Source organism: Pseudomonas sp. MF6776, from assembly GCF_016613125.1.
In the GTDB taxonomy this organism is placed as follows: domain Bacteria; phylum Pseudomonadota; class Gammaproteobacteria; order Pseudomonadales; family Pseudomonadaceae; genus Aquipseudomonas; species Aquipseudomonas iridis.
The window spans coordinates 1-17,472 of the sequence record NZ_JAENSQ010000056.1; the positions used below are offsets into that span (position 1 = coordinate 1).

The 17,472-nt window shown below is 58.0% G+C and carries 13 protein-coding genes and 2 pseudogenes; 14 read left to right on the forward strand and 1 reads right to left on the reverse strand.

What is annotated here, in order from left to right:
• The 11 genes and pseudogenes from JJD74_RS29465 to JJD74_RS29515 form a co-directional block, all read left to right on the forward strand.
• Positions 1 to 117, forward strand: a pseudogene (locus tag JJD74_RS29465) (IS30 family transposase); the annotation flags it as partial.
• Positions 118 to 124: 7 nt separating this feature from the next.
• Positions 125 to 232, forward strand: a pseudogene (locus JJD74_RS29470) (AraC family transcriptional regulator); the annotation flags it as partial.
• 322 nt (positions 233 to 554) lie between these two features.
• Positions 555 to 1,865, forward strand: coding sequence for an ABC transporter substrate-binding protein (locus JJD74_RS29475; protein ID WP_042559293.1), 1,311 nt, complete (start codon positions 555 to 557; stop codon positions 1,863 to 1,865).
• 142 nt (positions 1,866 to 2,007) lie between these two features.
• On the forward strand, positions 2,008 to 2,934 hold the full coding sequence (locus JJD74_RS29480) for a carbohydrate ABC transporter permease (RefSeq protein WP_047301353.1): 927 nt from the start codon (positions 2,008 to 2,010) through the stop codon (positions 2,932 to 2,934).
• An 8-nt stretch (positions 2,935 to 2,942) separates the two neighbouring features.
• On the forward strand, positions 2,943 to 3,773 hold the full coding sequence (locus tag JJD74_RS29485) for a carbohydrate ABC transporter permease (protein ID WP_042559295.1): 831 nt from the start codon (positions 2,943 to 2,945) through the stop codon (positions 3,771 to 3,773).
• Between the two features lie 165 nt (positions 3,774 to 3,938).
• Positions 3,939 to 5,042 (forward strand): ABC transporter ATP-binding protein, encoded by a 1,104-nt coding sequence (locus tag JJD74_RS29490; protein ID WP_200617895.1) that lies wholly within the window; start codon positions 3,939 to 3,941, stop codon positions 5,040 to 5,042.
• A gap of 19 nt (positions 5,043 to 5,061) precedes the next feature.
• Positions 5,062 to 6,534, forward strand: a complete 1,473-nt coding sequence (locus JJD74_RS29495; protein WP_200617897.1) for a mannitol dehydrogenase family protein — start codon at positions 5,062 to 5,064, stop codon at positions 6,532 to 6,534.
• Between the two features lie 156 nt (positions 6,535 to 6,690).
• Positions 6,691 to 8,187 carry a xylulokinase gene (gene xylB, locus JJD74_RS29500; protein ID WP_200617898.1) on the forward strand — a complete coding sequence of 499 codons (1,497 nt, stop codon included), beginning with the start codon at positions 6,691 to 6,693 and terminating at the stop codon, positions 8,185 to 8,187.
• A gap of 13 nt (positions 8,188 to 8,200) precedes the next feature.
• Positions 8,201 to 9,139: a carbohydrate kinase family protein gene (locus JJD74_RS29505; protein ID WP_200617899.1), complete on the forward strand. Its 939-nt coding sequence runs from the start codon at positions 8,201 to 8,203 to the stop codon at positions 9,137 to 9,139.
• A 22-nt stretch (positions 9,140 to 9,161) separates the two neighbouring features.
• Positions 9,162 to 9,806: a transglycosylase SLT domain-containing protein gene (locus JJD74_RS29510; RefSeq protein ID WP_442793295.1), complete on the forward strand. Its 645-nt coding sequence runs from the start codon at positions 9,162 to 9,164 to the stop codon at positions 9,804 to 9,806.
• Between the two features lie 202 nt (positions 9,807 to 10,008).
• Positions 10,009 to 11,211: a hypothetical protein gene (locus tag JJD74_RS29515; RefSeq protein WP_200617901.1), complete on the forward strand. Its 1,203-nt coding sequence runs from the start codon at positions 10,009 to 10,011 to the stop codon at positions 11,209 to 11,211.
• Between the two features lie 134 nt (positions 11,212 to 11,345).
• Here JJD74_RS29515 and JJD74_RS29520 read toward each other — a convergent pair whose 3' ends face one another.
• Positions 11,346 to 12,647, reverse strand: coding sequence for an OprD family porin (locus JJD74_RS29520; protein ID WP_200617903.1), 1,302 nt, complete (start codon positions 12,645 to 12,647; stop codon positions 11,346 to 11,348).
• Positions 12,648 to 13,021: 374 nt separating this feature from the next.
• Between JJD74_RS29520 and JJD74_RS29525 the strand changes: the two genes are divergently transcribed.
• From JJD74_RS29525 to JJD74_RS29535, 3 genes are all read left to right on the forward strand, one after another.
• Entirely contained in the window at positions 13,022 to 15,094 is a 2,073-nt protein-coding gene (locus JJD74_RS29525; RefSeq protein ID WP_200617904.1) for a type VI secretion system Vgr family protein, read from the forward strand.
• Positions 15,091 to 15,939, forward strand: a complete 849-nt coding sequence (locus tag JJD74_RS29530; protein ID WP_115148488.1) for a DUF4123 domain-containing protein — start codon at positions 15,091 to 15,093, stop codon at positions 15,937 to 15,939. The genes JJD74_RS29525 and JJD74_RS29530 overlap by 4 nt, the downstream gene beginning before the upstream one ends.
• Positions 15,940 to 16,282: 343 nt before the next feature.
• Positions 16,283 to 17,152: a hypothetical protein gene (locus tag JJD74_RS29535; RefSeq protein WP_115148490.1), complete on the forward strand. Its 870-nt coding sequence runs from the start codon at positions 16,283 to 16,285 to the stop codon at positions 17,150 to 17,152.
• Positions 17,153 to 17,472: the final 320 nt, after the last annotated feature.

A 17,472-nucleotide genomic window follows, 5' to 3' on the forward strand; every position in this document is an offset into this window, starting at 1 on the left:
ACCGTCGAAGCCGTCAATCGGACAGTAGCGAGGATCAATCTACGCCCGCGCAAGCGCTTGGGCTGGAAGACGCCGTACGAAGTGCATACAGGGGTGAGCGTTGCACTTATGTGTTGAATTCAGGAACAATATTTCCAACTTCAATCGGCGCTTTCAGCAGCTCAAGGGCATGACGCCTTCACATTATCGACGCCTGGCGGTGCAGCGCCTGACTGAGCAAAACCACAGCTGAAAGCAGGATCAAAAGATCGCAGCCTTCGGCAGCTCCTACACCGGTCTTCTGTAGGAGCTGCCGAAGGCTGCGATCTTTTGAACTTGGCTATTAATCTCTGTAAACCTGTACATATCCGATGTCCTCCCCACGCTGCAATCCCCTTCCCTGCGTTTACCCCGTCAAAGTCCAGTACAAAAAAGTATCAGTCGAAGTGCGATGGATGATTTGTCAGTCCTGCGATTGAACGCTGTAATCAGCACACATTCTTCCTGCATTCGGAAGACACAAAAACAATAACCGTCCTTCTGCCTCCCCCGGGGTGCAGAAAAAGGAGTGCACGATGCAACCCACTGCAAAAGCTCTGCTTGCCCTCACCTGCATGACCCTCAGCAGCGTCAGCCTTGGCGCCCAGACCCTGACCATCGCCACCGTCAACAACAGCGATATGATCCGCATGCAGAAGCTCTCGAAAACTTTCGAGACCGAGCACCCGGACATCAAGCTCAATTGGGTCGTGCTGGAAGAAAACGTCCTGCGCCAGCGCCTGACCACCGACATCGCCACTCAAGGCGGGCAGTTCGACGTGTTGACCATCGGCATGTACGAAGCTGCACTGTGGGGCGCCAAGGGTTGGCTTGAACCGATGAAAGACCTGCCGGCCAGTTACGCCCTCGACGATGTGTTCCCGTCGGTGCGCGAAGGTCTGTCGGTCAAGGGTTCGCTGTATGCCCTGCCGTTCTACGCCGAAAGCTCGATCACCTATTACCGCACCGACCTGTTCAAGGAGGCCGGCCTGACCATGCCAGAGCGTCCGACCTGGGAGCAGATCGCTGGTTTCGCGGAAAAACTCACCCACAAAGATAAAGAGCAATACGGCATCTGCCTGCGCGGCAAGGCCGGTTGGGGCGAAAACATGGCGTTGATCACCACCGTGGCCAATGCCTATGGCGCGCGCTGGTTCGATGAACAGTGGAAGCCGGAATTCACGGGGCCCGAGTGGAAAAACGCGCTGAACTTCTATGTCGACACCATGAAGAAATCCGGCCCGCCAGGCGCCTCCAGCAACGGCTTCAACGAAAACCTTGCGCTGTTCAACAGCGGTAAATGCGCCATCTGGGTTGATGCCAGCGTCGCCGGCTCGTTCGTCACCGACAAGACCCAGAGCAAGGTTAGCGACCACGTCGGCTTCACCTTCGCACCGCACCAAGTCACCGACAAAGGTTCGGCATGGCTGTATTCGTGGGCGCTGGCGATTCCGACCAGCTCCAAGGCCAAGGATGCCGCGAAAACCTTCAGCGCCTGGGCCACATCGAAAGAATACGGCGCACTGGTTGCCGAGAAGGACGGGATCGCCAACGTACCGCCAGGCACGCGCGCCACGACCTACAGCGATGCCTACATGAAGGCCGCGCCGTTTGCCAAGGTCACGCTGGAATCGCTGAAAGCCGCCGACCCGAGCAAACCGACGCTGAAACCGGTGCCGTACATCGGTATTCAATTGGTGACCATCCCTGAGTTCCAGGCGGTGGGTACGCAGGTCGGCAAGCTGTTCTCGGCGGCGCTGATCGGCCAGACCACGGTGGATCAGGCGCTGGCGTCAGCGCAGCAGACCACTGAACGCGAGATGAAGCGCGCGGGTTATCCGAAGTAAACCAGCGCATTTCCATGTGGGAGCGAGCCTGCTCGCGAAAGCGCCAGGTCAGTCACTGAGATGTTGAATGTGACGGCCTCTTCGCGAGCAGGCTCGCTCCCACAGTTGATCTTCATCCGCCCGTCGCTAATCGGTTATTGCCATGAATACTTCAACTGCCAAAGCCCAAATCGACCTGTCCCGGCCGCAGCGCAAAAGCCGCGTGGCCAATCCCGGCTGGTTTCTGGTCAGCCCCTCCGTGGCCTTGTTGCTGCTGTGGATGATCGTGCCGCTGGGCATGACCATTTACTTCTCGATGATCCGCTACAACCTGCTCTACCCCGGTGAAAACCAGTTCGTGGGGCTTGAGAACTTCACTTATTTCCTCACCGATTCGGGCTTCATGCCCGGCGCCACCAACACCTTGTTATTGGTCGGCAGCGTGTTGCTGATCAGTGTGGTGTTCGGCGTACTGATCAGCGCGTTGCTGGAGGCCAGTGAGTTTCTCGGCCGTGGCATCGTGCGGGTCATGCTGATTTCGCCGTTCTTCATCATGCCCACGGTTGGCGCGCTGATCTGGAAGAACCTGATTTTCCATCCGGTGTCGGGAATCCTCGCCTACATCTGGAAACTGTTCGGCGCACAACCGGTGGACTGGCTGGCGCACTACCCGCTGCTGTCGATCATCATCATTGTTTCGTGGCAATGGCTGCCCTTCGCGATCCTGATCCTGATGACGGCCATGCAGTCCCTCGACCAGGAACAGAAAGAAGCCGCGCGCCTCGACGGCGCAGGTCCCATCGCCATCTTCTGGCACCTGACGCTGCCGCACCTGGCTCGGCCAATTGCGGTGGTGGTGATGATCGAAACGATCTTCCTGCTGTCGGTGTTCGCCGAGATTTTCACCACCACCAACGGCGGCCCCGGCTACGCCTCGACCAACCTCGCCTACCTGATCTACAACCAGGCGCTGGTGCAGTTCGACGTCGGCATGGCCTCGGCGGGCGGCTTGATTGCCGTGGTCATCGCCAACATCGCCGCGATCATTCTGGTGCGGATGATCGGCAAAAACCTGACTGACAAAGCCTGAGGCCTGCCATGACTCTTCAACAATCCCGCCGGCTGCAAAGCCTGCTGCTCGGCACCCTGGCCTGGGCCATCGCGATCGTGGTTTTCTTCCCGATCTTCTGGATGGTGATGACCAGTTTCAAGACCGAAATCGACGCCTTCGCCACGCCGCCGCAGTTCATCTTCACGCCCACGCTGGAGAATTACCTGCACATCAACGAGCGCAGCGACTACTTCAGTTTTGCCTGGAATTCGGTGGTGATTTCCTTCAGCGCCACCGCGCTGAGCCTGTTGATTGCAGTGCCAGCTGCCTACTCGATGGCGTTCTACGAAACCAAGCGCACCAAAGGCACGCTGCTTTGGATGCTCTCCACCAAAATGCTGCCGCCAGTCGGCGTGCTGATGCCGATCTACCTGCTGGCCAAGAGTTTCGGCCTGCTCGATACGCGCATCGCGCTGATCGTGATCTACACGCTGATCAACCTGCCGATTGTGGTCTGGATGGTTTACACCTACTTCAAGGACATCCCCAAAGACATCCTCGAAGCCGCCCGCCTCGACGGCGCCACGCTGTGGCAGGAAATGGTCCGCGTGCTGCTGCCAATCGCCAAGGGCGGCCTCGCCTCGACCGTGCTGCTGTCACTGATCCTGTGCTGGAACGAGGCTTTCTGGTCGCTGAACCTGACCTCCTCGAAAGCCGCACCACTGACCGCGTTGATCGCCTCGTACTCAAGCCCCGAAGGATTGTTCTGGGCCAAGTTGTCGGCGGTGTCGACTCTGGCCTGTGCGCCGATTCTGATCTTCGGCTGGATCAGCCAGAAACAACTGGTGCGCGGGCTGTCGTTTGGCGCTGTGAAATGAAGATCTTCCATCGAATGCGATTCCCTGTGGGAGCGAGCCTGCTCGCGAAAGCGGTGTGTCATCCAACAAAGGTGGTGACTGACACGGCCCCTTCGCGAGCAGGCTCGCTCCCACAGAAAAGCCGATCCGGTTCAACTGAATAATAAATTGCGGAGGCCCATCACCATGGCCAACCTGAAAATCAAGAATCTGCAAAAAGGCTTCGAAGGTTTCTCCATCATCAAGGGCATCGACCTGGAAGTGAACGACAAGGAATTCGTGGTCTTCGTCGGCCCGTCCGGCTGCGGCAAGTCCACGCTGCTGCGCCTGATCGCAGGCCTGGAAGAAGTCAGCGGCGGCACCATCGAACTGGATGGCCGCGACATCACCGAAGTCAGCCCGGCCAAACGCGACCTGGCGATGGTGTTTCAGACCTACGCGCTGTACCCGCACATGACCGTGAAAAAGAACATGTCCTTCGCCCTCGATCTGGCCGGTGTGCCGAAAGCCGAAGTCGAGCAGAAAGTCGGTGAGGCGGCGCGCATTCTTGAGCTCGGGCCGATGCTTGAGCGCAAGCCAAAACAACTTTCAGGCGGTCAGCGTCAACGTGTCGCGATCGGCCGCGCCATCGTGCGCAATCCGAAAATCTTCCTGTTCGACGAGCCCCTGTCCAACCTCGACGCCGCGCTGCGCGTGCAGATGCGTCTGGAACTGCTGCGCCTGCACAAGGACCTGCAAGCGACCATGATCTACGTGACCCACGACCAGGTCGAAGCGATGACCATGGCCGATAAAGTCGTGGTGCTCAATAGCGGCAGGATCGAGCAGGTCGGCTCACCGCTGGACCTCTATCACAGCCCGGCCAACCTGTTCGTCGCCGGTTTCCTCGGCACACCGAAAATGGGTTTCCTCAAGGGCAAGATTACCCGCGTCGGAGGCCCAAGCTGCGAAGTCGCGCTGGACGCTGGTACCCGCATCACCCTGCCTTTCAACGCCGCTCACCTGAGCGTCGGCAGCGCTGTGACCTTGGGCATTCGCCCGGAACATCTGGAGCTGGCACAACCGGGCGACTGCACCCTGCAAGTCACCGCCGATGTCAGCGAACGTCTGGGCAGCGACACCTTTTGCCACGTCAAAACCAACGCAGGCGAAGCTCTGACCATGCGTGTGCGCGGTGATCTGGCAAGCCGTTATGGCGAGCAACTGAACCTCTATCTGGACGCCGCCCACTGCCATTTATTCGATGCCGAAGGCGTGGCGCTGGCCCGTCCGCTGCGTGCGGCTGCCTGATTTTTTCGAGAGTTTTCCCATGAAACTGAACAAACAGAATCTCAACCGCCTCGCCGCCGAAGTGCAACTGCCGGCCTACAGCCTCAGCGACACTCGCCAGGGCATCGCGCACATTGGCGTCGGTGGCTTTCACCGGGCGCATCAGGCGTATTACACCGACGCGCTGATGAACACCGGCGAAGCCCTGGACTGGGCGATTTGCGGCGTCGGCCTGCGCGCCGAAGACCGCCGCGCCCGCGACGATCTCAAAGAGCAGGATTACTTGTTTACCCTGTTCGAACTCGGCGACAGCGATGACACCGAAGTGCGCGTCATCGGCGCGATTCGCGACATGCTCCTGGCCGAAGACGGCGCGCAGGCGTTGATCGACAAACTCGCCGATCCGCAGATCCGCATCGTCTCGCTGACCATCACCGAGGGCGGGTACTGCATCGACGACAGCAACGGCGAATTCATGGCGCACCTGCCGCAGATCCAGAACGATCTGGCGCACCCGAGCGCACCGACAACCGTGTTCGGCTTCCTCTGCGCGGCCCTGGAGAAACGCCGTGGCGCAGGCACGCCAGCGTTCACGATCATGTCCTGCGATAACCTGCCGCACAACGGCGCAGTGACCCGCAAGGCGCTGCTGGCCTTCGCCACCCTGCGCAACATGGGGCTGCGCGACTGGATCGAGCAGAACGTCAGTTTCCCCAACGCAATGGTCGATCGCATCACACCGATGACCAGCACCGCGCACCGTCTGCAGCTCGCCGACAAACACGCGGTGGACGACGCCTGGCCGGTGGTCTGCGAACCGTTTGTGCAATGGGTGCTGGAAGACAAATTCGTCAACGGTCGCCCGGCCTGGGAGAAGGTTGGCGTGCAGTTCACCGACGACGTGTCGCCGTACGAAGAGATGAAGATCAAATTGCTCAACGGCAGCCATCTGGCGCTGACCTATCTGGGTTTTTTGAAGGGCTATCGCTTCGTCCACGAAACCATGAACGACCCGCTGTTCGTGCGTTACATGCGCGCTTACATGGACCTGGATGTCACGCCGCAACTGGCGCCGGTGCCAGGTATCAACCTGGACGATTACAAAGACACGCTGGTAGCGCGGTTCTCTAACCAAGCGATTGCCGATCAGCTTGAGCGGGTGTGTTCGGATGGTTCGTCGAAGTTTCCCAAGTTCACTGTTCCGACGATCAACCGGTTGATCGCCGATGGGCGCGAGACCCGCCGCGCGGCGTTGGTGGTGGCGGCCTGGGCGTTGTATTTGAAGGGCGTGGATGAGAATGGCGATACCTATTCCATTCCTGATCCGCGGGCTGTTTTTTGTCAGGCGCTGGTGGCGGAGGATGCTTCGATGACGGAGCGTTTGTTGGCGGTCGAGGAGATTTTCGGCACGGCGATACCGAGGTCGGCGGAGTTTGTCGCAGCGTTTGAATGGTGCTGCGATAGTTTGCGCGAGGTGGGCGTTACGCGGACTTTGGAGCGTGTGCTGGCCTGAGTTATGCGGTGAAGCTACCGATGTCATCGCTGGCAAGCCAGCTCCCACATTTTCTCGATGGCACTCAATACTTGTGAACGACTGAGAACCCTTTGGGAGCTGGCTTGCCAGCGATTGGCCACACCCGGACTGACCTGACTCCTTGAGGATATTCTTGTGACAACCCGACAACTCTTCCTCGGCATAGACTGCGGCACTCAAGGCACCAAAGCGATCATCCTCGATGCCGCCAGCGGTCAGGTGCTCGGCCAGGGCGCCGCGGCGCACACGATGATCAGCGGCGCCAATGGCCGTCGCGAGCAAGACACTCACCAATGGCTTGAAGCTTTCGCCCTCGCCACCCGCCAGGCACTGCTGGCGGCGGATGTCGACGGCCAATCAATCCTCGGCATCGGCGTTTCCGGCCAGCAGCACGGTCTGGTGCTGCTCGATGATGAAGGCGAAGTCCTGCGCCCGGCCAAACTCTGGTGCGACACCGAAACCAGCGCTGAAAACGACCGATTGCTCACCCATCTGGGCGGTGAAAAAGGCTCTCTGGAACGCCTCGGTGTGGTCATCGCCCCGGGTTACACCGTGTCAAAACTGCTCTGGACCAAAGAACAGCACCCAGACGCATTCGCGCGCATCGCCCGCGTCCTGCTGCCCCACGATTACCTCAACTATTGGCTCACGGGGCGAGCCTGCAGCGAGTACGGCGACGCTTCCGGCACCGGTTATTTCAACGTCCGCAGCCGCCAGTGGGATTTGCAGCTGTTGCGCGACATGGATCCCAGCGGACGCCTGCAAGCGGCGTTGCCGGAGCTGATCGATGCGCACGAAGCGGTAGGCACGATCCTGCCCGCGATTGCCGAACACCTCGGCATCAACCGCAACGCATTGGTGTCCAGCGGTGGCGGTGACAACATGATGGGCGCCATCGGCACCGGCAACATCCAGCCCGGCGCGATCACCATGAGCCTCGGGTCGTCCGGCACTGTGTACGCCTATGCCGATGCGCCAACGGTCAGTGCGGATGCTTCGGTCGCGACTTTTTGCTCCTCCAGCGGCGGATGGCTGCCGCTGATCTGCACCATGAACCTGACCAACGCCACCGGCGCGATTCGCGAACTGTTCGAACTCGATCTCGATCAGTTCAACACCCTCGTCGCCCAAGCCCCTATCGGGGCTGAAGGCGTGTGTATGCTGCCATTCCTCAACGGCGAGCGCGTCCCCGCCCTGCCCCACGCCACCGGAAGCCTGCACGGCTTGACGCTGGACAACCTGACGCAGGCCAATCTGTGCCGCGCTGCCATCGAAGGCACGACCTTCGGCTTGCGCTATGGACTGGATTTACTCCGGCACAATGGTTTACAAAGCCGCAGCATTTGCCTGATCGGCGGCGGTTCGAAAAGCGCCGTGTGGCGACAAATCGTCGCCGACATCATGGACACCCCCGTCATCTGCACCGAACAGAGCGAAGCGGCCGCCCTTGGCGCGGCTATTCAGGCGGCTTGGTGCAAGTCATGGTCCCATGGCCACGAAGACACGCTGGCCGATCTCTGCCAGCGCTGCGTGAAGCTTGACCTGAGCAGTGAAACCCTGCCGAACGCCGCCAATGTCGCGGCGTTCCAGCAGGCTTATGAACGCTATCAACAGCATGTCGCAACCCTATAAAGAGCAAACAATTATGTATTTGGTGTGTGGCGAAGCGCTGTTTGATTTCTTCAGCGAAGACGATGCCAGTGGTCTGGCCTCGAAAGTGAATTTCAAGGCGATTGCTGGCGGCTCGCCGTTCAACGTCGCAGTGGGTTTGCGCCGTCTGGGTGTGGACTCGGCCTTGTTCGGCGGGCTGTCCACCGACTACCTCGGCCGCCGCTTGCACCAGGTGCTACAGGACGAAGGTGTGTGCCCGGATTATCTGGTGGACTTCGCTGCACCGACCACGCTGGCGATGGTCGCCGTCGGTGCCAATGGCTCGCCGCATTACAGCTTTCGCGGAGAAGGCTGCGCTGATCGGCAACTGAGCCTGGCGCATCTGCCCACACTAGGCCCTGAGGTGCGCGGCTTGCACGTCGGCTCGTTTTCGCTGGTGGTGCAGCCGATTGGCGACACACTGCTGGCGCTGGTGCAGCGTGAAAGCGGCAAACGCCTGATCAGCCTCGACCCCAACGTACGCCTCAATCCCGAGCCGAACATCGATCTGTGGCGCGAGCGAATCGCCACGCTGGTGCAACTGGCCGATCTGATCAAAGTCAGTGATGAAGACTTGAGCCTGCTGTATCCCGAGCATGATCCGCAGCGGGTCATCGAAGGCTGGCTGGAGCATCGCTGCCACATGGTATTCCTCACCCGTGGCGGTGAAGGCGCAAGCGTGTTCAGTCGCGCCCACGGCTCCTGGTCAGTGCCAGCCTGTTCCGTGAAAATCGCCGATACCGTTGGCGCCGGAGACACCTTCCAGGCTGCATTGATTACCTGGCTGACCGAGCAGGGTCTGGACTCGGTCGAAGGCGTGCAGCAATTGGCCCGCGAGCAGATCGACGCGATGCTCAAGTTCGCTGTGCAAGCGGCGGCGCTGACGTGCAGCAAGACCGGCCCGGATCTGCCCTATCGTCATCAATTGGCCTGAACGCGTAAACTGTCGCCCTTTTATGCGCATCACAGGACGACGGCTTTTGAATTCTCGGCAGACAATTGGACTATTGATACTCGCGGCGCTGTTGACGGGCTGCGGCACCTCGCCGCCCCGCTCGCCTGAAAACATCTGCGAGATCTTCCGGGAAAAAAGCGATTGGTACGACGCCGCGCAAGTCACACAAAAGCGCTGGGGCGTACCGATCCAGGTGCCGTTCGCGATCATGTATCAGGAGTCCGGTTACCGCTACGACGCCAAGACGCCACGCAAATACCTGCTCTGGGTAATTCCGTGGGGCCGCGTCTCGACCGCCTCTGGTTATGCGCAGGCCAAGGATGAAGTCTGGTCCGACTACCAGAAAAGCACCGGCAGAAACTGGGCCGACCGCGAAGACTTCGACGACGCCATCGACTTCGTCGGCTGGTACATGGACAAGACCACCTCGATCAACGGCGTCTACAAATACGACGCCTATGGCCAGTACCTCAACAATCACGAAGGCTGGGGCGGTTATCGCAACAAGACTTATGCCAGCAAAGCGTGGCTGATGCCGACCGCGCGCAAGGTGCAGAATCGTTCCGACATGTATGCGCAGCAATATGCTGGCTGCAAGGAAGACCTCAACCGAGGTTTCTGGAGCCGGTTCTGGCATTGGTTGTAACACCCGTGTAGTCACCCGCGAGGCCTAACATGGCAAAGAGGAGGTTGTCACCTGTCAGATATGCCAGTTGTCTGCGGCTTGTCTCTCCTCTCTACTAAGTTCGACAGCGCCACTAACCTCCACGGTGCCGTCAGGCCAGGACATCGAATTCTGCATCGACGCCTGTTTGCAAAACCTGAACGACGAACATGGAAGATCCGTCATGAACTTATCCCTTGCGCGACAAACCGCCATTTCTACCGCTGTACTTTTACCGCTGTTGATGTCGATGCTCAGCCCCGCTCAAGCGGCGCTCCCTCAAGCCGTGCTGGTCGGACCGACTGGCAAGACGTGTTTGACCGCTGCGGTTACCGACAACGGTAACGTACTGGGCGCCTGCATAAATCAGACCCCAACGCAGGCCTGGTTTTTCCGTCCACCTTCAACCTTCATCAACTTGAAGCCACCGGCCTTGGGCTCGGCCTGCGACCCTCATCAAATGGGAGTCAATGTGATGGTGGGGACTTGTAAAAAGCTGCTAGGGATAAGTGGTGTTGTGACATGGTCTATTAATACGCCCTCAGGTCCGCCGACCGAACTCCTTCCTCTGATTCTGGATCTCAGAACTTCGTTTGGAGCCGCCAACCTGCACGGGCAAGTAGCAGGACAAAGTATCGGAACACGACAGACGGCAGTTCTATGGCCGCTGTTCGGTGAAGGAAAGCCAATCATGGTTTCCAACCGCTATGATAATTGCAAAGTTGCCGACATTAACGATGAGGCCCACAACGGCCTTCCGAATGTTGCGCTCAATTGTGGCAACAGCCCGAGGGTCGCGACCTACGATGGCGTTAAATATCTTGTAAACACGCTCAAGACGCCTGCAGATGCAATCAGCTGCAAAGTTACCGCGATCAATAATAGCGATAAGGCCGCGGGAACCTGTCATTACACGAATGGTCCGTCCAAAGCGACCTTCTGGTCGAGTTTCGACGCAGTGCCGACAACACTGGCGTCTGCGAATGGCTACGCAACCGAGACCCAGTTTTTCAACGAAAACGACCTCATCGTCGTGAAGGAGACGGATACGACGCCTGGGAAAATCGTACGGCCGCGGTTGTGGCGCCAAGTGTCCAATCAAGCTCCGTATGTACCCGTACCTTCGGGCTGTAATCTCATCCAGGTCGAAGCACTTGCCCAGGCCGTCGACAAGACCATAATGACCTGCGTGCCCACCGATTCGAATGCGCCGCTGGGCGTCTACACTTGGAGCCCTGCCGAAGGGTTGACTGAAGTACTGGGAATGGCCGGGACAGAAGACAACCTGGCGAGGGCAATTTCCATCAGTGGCACCCTTGGCGGTGGTTATGGCGTAACTCCTTCCGGCAGCGAGCAGGCTTTCCAGGTTTCACTTCCCGGACTTTGAAGCGACGCGCTGCTTGAAAAATGCTCGCTCCTACATTGGACGTCTATCGAACACAGAATCCGTGTTCACTGGAGATCCCTGTGGGAGCGGGCTTGCCCGCGATGACGATGGGTCTAATTCCGACAATCCAACGGTTACAACACTGAAAAGTTGTAACTCACAATCAACCGCGTCTCATCCACATCCCGCGCAAACTGCTGGTAATTCGTGCGGTAAGTCGCATTACGCAAGCGTAAACTCACGTCCTTGAATGTCCCCGTCTGAATCACATACTTCAACTCGCTGTCACGCTCCCACTCTTTGCCTTCCTGATCACTGCCCACGGCCTTGATGTGATCACCGTTCACATAACGCGTCAGGAAACTCAGACCGTTGATGCCGATCGCCTTGAAGTCGTAGTCATAACGCAATTGCCAGGAGCGTTCCTGCGCAGCGGCGAAGTCGTTGACTTGCACATAGTTGACCAGATACGGGTTGCTGCCATCGAGGTACGGCATCGAGTTGTCACCGCTCATGCGTTGCCAGCCAGTACTGAAAGTGTGGCCGCTGATGGCGTAAGACAGCATGCCGCTCAGTGCACGGTTGTCGATTGAGCCGGCTTTTGCATCGCCGCTGTCGGCACTTTTCAGCAAGCGCAAGTCAGCTTTCAATACACCGTTGCCCAACGGCTGATTGCCCAACAACCCCACAAAGTGCTGACGATAGATGTCTTCAAGTTCGGCGTAGTGATACTGCGCAGTCAGACGTTCGTTGATCTTGTAGTCGAAGCCGTACATGTCGAAATGGTCGGCGGTGGTGTTACATGCGTAGCGCTTGTTCTTGCAGTGCACGCGGATGTCTTGCGAATCGGTAGAGTCACGCGCGGTGTACTTGTCCAAACGTGCGGCCATAAAGGTCAGATCCTTCACTTCCTTTGAAGTGAGCATCGCGCCGTTGAACATCGTCGGCAGCAAACGGCCGTCGTTGTATTTCAGCAGCGGCAGATCCGGCAGCAGCGCGCCGTACTTCAGCACGGTGTCCGACACCTTCACTTTCGCGGTCAGGCCCATCTTGGCGTACTGGCCTTTCGAACCGCGCGGGTCGTTGCCGCTCGATGGCAGCAAGCCGCTATTGCTGCGGTCAGGGCTGGAATCGAGTTGAAAGCCGAGCATGCCCAGCGCATCGATACCGAAACCCACCGTGCCCTCGGTGTAACCCGATTGCAGATTGAGAATGAAACCCTGCGCCGACTCTTCACGCTTGGAAGCGCCCTGATCGTTGGACGTGCGCCCATCACGGAAATCGCGGTTGAAGTACACCGTGCGCGACTCGATTTTCGCCGTTGTGTCTTCAAGAAATCCGCCGGCCTGCACTTGCGCGGTGAAACCGGCGCACAGCACAAAGGCTCCGAAGCCAAACGACTGGCGCGGGGTGATGAGAAAAAATGGGGGACGCATGAAAAACTCCAACATTGAAGCGTTTGCGCAAACGCGCAATAAGCCAGAAAAATAGCTCCCGTCCCGGATCAATGAAGCGCCGAGAGGAAGTGAACACGCAGGGGTGAGCCGCAATGATGGCAGATGGCTTTGACGTGCTACAGGCGACTTTAGTCTGAAACTGACTGGCTATTCTTCGGCGCTCTGCCGTTTGAACCCTCCAGATTAGCGAGCCATGCTTTTGGGGAATACCCGATTTTATTGGGCCGAACGTTCGTCCTAAGGGTTTTCCCTATAACCCGCACAGGCTGGGCGTACGGCATTTGCGCCTTGAACGAGACGGTCTAATCCTGCAACATCCACCTCCTGCTTATTCAACGGACGGAATTCAAGGCATGCTGGACGCCAACGCAACCCACATCACCCTCACCCTCGAAGGCGTTACCGCTGACCTGCAAGTCCTGAGCTTCACCGGTCGCGAAGCCCTCAACGAACCGTTCCGTTTTGACCTCGAACTGGTCAGCGCTCGCCCCGACCTCAAACTCGAAGAGCTGCTGCACAAGCGCGGCGTCCTGACCTTCGGCGCCACCGGCGAAGGCACGATCCACGGTTTGGTGTACCGCATCGAGCAAGGCGATTCCGGCAAAACCCTGACGCGTTACAGCATCAGCCTGGTGCCGCAACTCGCTTACCTGCGGCACAACCACGATCAGCAGATTTTCCAGCAACTGACCGTGCCGAAGATCATCGCGCAGGTGCTGGAAGATCGCGGCATCCTCGCCGACGCCTACAGCTTCCAGCTCAGTGCCGAGTATCCGGAACGCGATTACTGCGTGCAGTACGACGAATCCGACCTGCATTTCATCCAGCGTTTGTGCGAAGAGGAAGGCATTCACTTCCACTTCCAGCACAGCAGCAGCGGCCACAAACTGGTGTTCGGCGACGACCAGACCGTTTTCCGCAAACTCAAGGCCGTGAGCTACCAGCAAGACTCCGGCATGAGCGCCGACAAACCGGTGATCAAGCGCTTCAACCTGCGCCTGGAAACCCGCACCACCCGCGTCAGCCGCCGCGACTACGACTTCGAAAAACCAAAGATCCTGCCCGAAGGCGCGGCCAAATCCGAGTTCGCCCCGGACCTTGAGGATTACGACTACCCCGGCCGCTTCACCACTCGCGAGCGCGGCAAATTCCTCTCGACTCGCGCCCTGGAACGCCATCGCAGCGACTACAAACTCGCCGAAGGCAAAGGTGACGAACCGACCCTCACCAGCGGCCATTTCCTCACCCTCGCCGAACACCCGCGCGCCGAGTGGAACGATATGTGGTTGCTGCTGGAAGTCTTCCACGAAGGCAAACAACCGCAAGTGCTCGGCGAAAACGTCACCAGCGACGTCACCGACAACAAAAGCGACTTCCACCAGGGCTACCGCAACAGCTTCCTCGCCACCCCGTGGGACGCGCACTACCGCCCTGCCCTCGAAAACCCGAAACCGAAAGTCCTCGGCAGCCAGACCGCCGTCGTCACCGGCCCGGCCGGCGAAGAAATCCACTGCGACCAGTACGGCCGCATCAAAGTCCAGTTCCACTGGGACCGCGACGGCCAGTCCAACGACAAAACCACCTGCTGGATGCGCGTCGCCAGCGGCTGGGCCGGCGCAGCCTACGGCGGCATCGCCATCCCGCGCATCGGCATGGAAGTCCTCGTCACCTTCCTCGAAGGCGACCCCGACCAGCCACTCGTCACCGGTTGCCTGTACCACAAGGAAAACGTCGTCCCCTACGACCTGCCGGCAAACAAAACCCGCAGCACCTTCAAAACCCTGAGTTCACCGGGCGGCAAGGGCTACAACGAGTTTCGCATCGAAGACAAGAAAGGCGTCGAGCAGATCTACATCCACGCACAACGCGATTGGGACGAAAACATCGAGCACGACCAGAAAATTCGGGTCGGCAATGAACGGCACGACACGGTTGAAGCCAACACCCTGAGCGAGTTCAAGGTTGAGGAGCACCGGATTACGCATCTGGATCGGATTAGCGAGATGCGGGCGGATGATCACCTGACCGTGGGCGTGACCCAGCATGTGAAAGTGGGTACGGCGCAGTTTGTTGAGGCTGGGACGGAGATTCACTACCACGCTGGCGAGAAGGTTGTGGTTGAGGGGGGCATGGAGCTCACGGCCAAGGCTGGTGGGAGTTTTGTGAAGGTCGATGCGGGTGGCGTGACGATTAGTGGCGCTGAGGTGAAGGTTAATACCGGGGGGGCGCCGGGGGTGGGGACCGGGATCGGGATTCTGGAACCGGTCATCCCGTGGGCTGCCGCTAAGGACAAGGCAGGCACCCTGCTCGTCCCGGCCGCCGCACAGATGGCCTTGGCCAAAGCCGCTCGCGCTGCCGGCGACATACGTTGCCCGATCTGCGAAGCCTGCCGCGAAGGCAAATGCGATCTGGGAGCTACAGCATGAGCGAAGCACTCAACAACTGGCTAGGCGAACAGGCCAGACTCAATCGCGTACTGATTCTGGCACTGGACAGCCTCGCCGAACCCAATCCGGTCACCTCGCTGTATAGCGCCGGAGTCATGCAACGCTCGGTACAACTTTACCGCCGTACCGAATACGCGCAGTTCGCCGCCATCAGTCCATGGCTGACCGAATTACAGAACCCGGGCAACGATGCGTTCCGCAGACTACTTGATGACCCACAGCGCAACTGGGGCTGGATCGGCAGCATGGACAAGGCTGATCTCGACAGCCTTACTCAGCACTGGATTGCCCGTATGGTCATCGACGAAGACGGCGAGCGCTCGCTGTTCCGTTTTCAAGACAACCGGGTTCTGGCCCGCTGCCTGGGCAACATGAAAGAAACCGAATGGCCGCTGCTGCTCGGGCCAATCAGCAGCGTGCTGTATTGGGACCAGGATCAATGGAAAAGTGCAGATAACAGTAGGTCTGGGATGTATCCGGTGCCGAATCCGGCACCATGGCTCCGCACTCCGGAATCAGGCGAGCAAGCCAGAAGCATCCTGCGAGATAACCTCAAGCGCTGGTTGCTGACCTATCACGTCGATGCGGCTGCAACACTGGCCGAAACCCGAGTTGTCAGTGAATGGCTTGAGGAGCAAATGGACCTGCTTGAGGCCTGGGACTGGCGCACACCGGAACAGCGCGAAATGATGCTGAGTCATCGTCTGTCCCCAGCTTGCATGGCCGATGTCGCGTGGGAACCACTTCCCGGAGAAACGTCCGAACAGCACTTTGACCGGTGCCAACGAGTGTTCGTTGATCAGAAAGCAGGCAGCGCGGCTTGATAATTCAACTAGTGGCTGCGGTCGTAGTGCTGTGGCTGCTCGGCGACTGCAGGCTCACGCGCCAAGTTGCAGAAGGCGGCGTGAGCTACCACTCCCGCGAGCATTTAAACCTCATCACTACCGTGCCTGCGAACTTCGGTTTCACTTCAAAAGCTCTTTATTTCTCCAAATCGGCTCAGGACTGGGAGGTCTATAACTTAAGTTTGGGAAGCACTGTTATACGCCAACAACGGAAGTCCAATACGGTCAAGGCAAAGTCGGTTCTGCAGATAATGTCTACGGAGATACCACTGGCTTCACAAATACACAATCCATTCAAACAGTGTTGAGTAGGAAGCCATTAATGAGTAGCAAATACTTTTCTAACAGCGCTCAAGCTGCATTTTTCCTAGTATTACCGTTGATTGGTGCATGCAGTTTTGCTGGACAGATAGCGAAGGACTCTGTTGAGGGTGCGACGAGTTACTACAGCAGAGAGCATTTCACGCTGATTGCCACTGTTCCTGCAAAATTTGGCTTTACTTCAAAAGCTCAGTATTCACCTAAGCAGGGTGAAACCTGTCAAGTATACAGCTCTGGTTTGGGTGGTTCAGTGACCCGTCAACAACAGAAATCAAATACGATCGACGCGAAAGACATTGAACAGACGGTGTCTACAGACGTTCCATTAGAGTTTCACATTGCGGATTGCTCGATGGAGCTAACGAGGGTGAGCTACGAAGTTAATGCCACGTATGGGTCGGACGCTTGGGATCATGGTTTGGAGATGGCGGGTGGGCTTTCTATCAAGACCGAAAGCACAGACAGTAACGCGACACCTTACCCGGATCTAATCGAGCAAAGAGGTCTCTGTGCTTGGAGTTTTCAGATAAGCACCGCTAAAGCCAAGAAAGATCAGATTGAGAAGTTATTATCGTGTTCTGCTGCAGATCCTGAATGGAAAATTCCAGAGAGTCGTTTACAGCGTCGCAAACCAGGCGGATCCTTTTCAAAAAAAGCGATTACTGATAAGACGATCCATGTGACATTCAAGCTGTCAAATGATGAAGTACCCAGCTACTTACGCTACTGGGTAAAAGTTCCTAACGGCTGGAAACCTTGTACCGGGAGATGGAACTCTGGAAGAGAAGAGTTATGCACAACACCGCCTCAATTTAGAACTTTCAAACAAGATGGACGTGAGTGCACCGTGTATCCTGGCTGTAATGAATAAGGATTTTTATGCAGAACCAAGAAAAAACATTGCTTTCTGACCAAAGCCGAACTTGCCCATTACGCGGGGGCTGGATCAGCTTTCGCCTAGTAGATGAGTTTGGAGATGCCAAGCCCTATGCAGGCCTGAGTTACGTGTTAACGGACTCGGAAGGTACTAAATACCAAGGCAACTTGGACGGAGAAGCTTTTGCGCCCTGAATTCATAGAATAAGCGCAACGCTTGAAACGAGAGGCAGAGAGCCAGCCACCGGTAGAATCCAGGCTCTCACACCGAAGGATTCAAGCGCAGATGACTACGCATTACCGGCAGCTGACTCA

What these genes read in the sequence shown, in the direction of transcription:
- JJD74_RS29475 (WP_042559293.1), top strand. Translation starts at nt 555, where the DNA reads ATGCAACCCACTGCAAAAGCTCTGCTTGCCCTCACCTGCATGACCCTC.
- JJD74_RS29480 (WP_047301353.1), top strand. Translation starts at nt 2,008, where the DNA reads ATGAATACTTCAACTGCCAAAGCCCAAATCGACCTGTCCCGGCCGCAG.
- JJD74_RS29485 (WP_042559295.1), top strand. Translation starts at nt 2,943, where the DNA reads ATGACTCTTCAACAATCCCGCCGGCTGCAAAGCCTGCTGCTCGGCACC.
- JJD74_RS29490 (WP_200617895.1), top strand. Translation starts at nt 3,939, where the DNA reads ATGGCCAACCTGAAAATCAAGAATCTGCAAAAAGGCTTCGAAGGTTTC.
- JJD74_RS29495 (WP_200617897.1), top strand. Translation starts at nt 5,062, where the DNA reads ATGAAACTGAACAAACAGAATCTCAACCGCCTCGCCGCCGAAGTGCAA.
- JJD74_RS29505 (WP_200617899.1), top strand. Translation starts at nt 8,201, where the DNA reads ATGTATTTGGTGTGTGGCGAAGCGCTGTTTGATTTCTTCAGCGAAGAC.
- JJD74_RS29510 (WP_442793295.1), top strand. Translation starts at nt 9,162, where the DNA reads ATGCGCATCACAGGACGACGGCTTTTGAATTCTCGGCAGACAATTGGA.
- JJD74_RS29515 (WP_200617901.1), top strand. Translation starts at nt 10,009, where the DNA reads ATGAACTTATCCCTTGCGCGACAAACCGCCATTTCTACCGCTGTACTT.
- JJD74_RS29520 (WP_200617903.1), bottom strand. Translation starts at nt 12,647, where the DNA reads ATGCGTCCCCCATTTTTTCTCATCACCCCGCGCCAGTCGTTTGGCTTC.
- JJD74_RS29525 (WP_200617904.1), top strand. Translation starts at nt 13,022, where the DNA reads ATGCTGGACGCCAACGCAACCCACATCACCCTCACCCTCGAAGGCGTT.
- JJD74_RS29530 (WP_115148488.1), top strand. Translation starts at nt 15,091, where the DNA reads ATGAGCGAAGCACTCAACAACTGGCTAGGCGAACAGGCCAGACTCAAT.
- JJD74_RS29535 (WP_115148490.1), top strand. Translation starts at nt 16,283, where the DNA reads ATGAGTAGCAAATACTTTTCTAACAGCGCTCAAGCTGCATTTTTCCTA.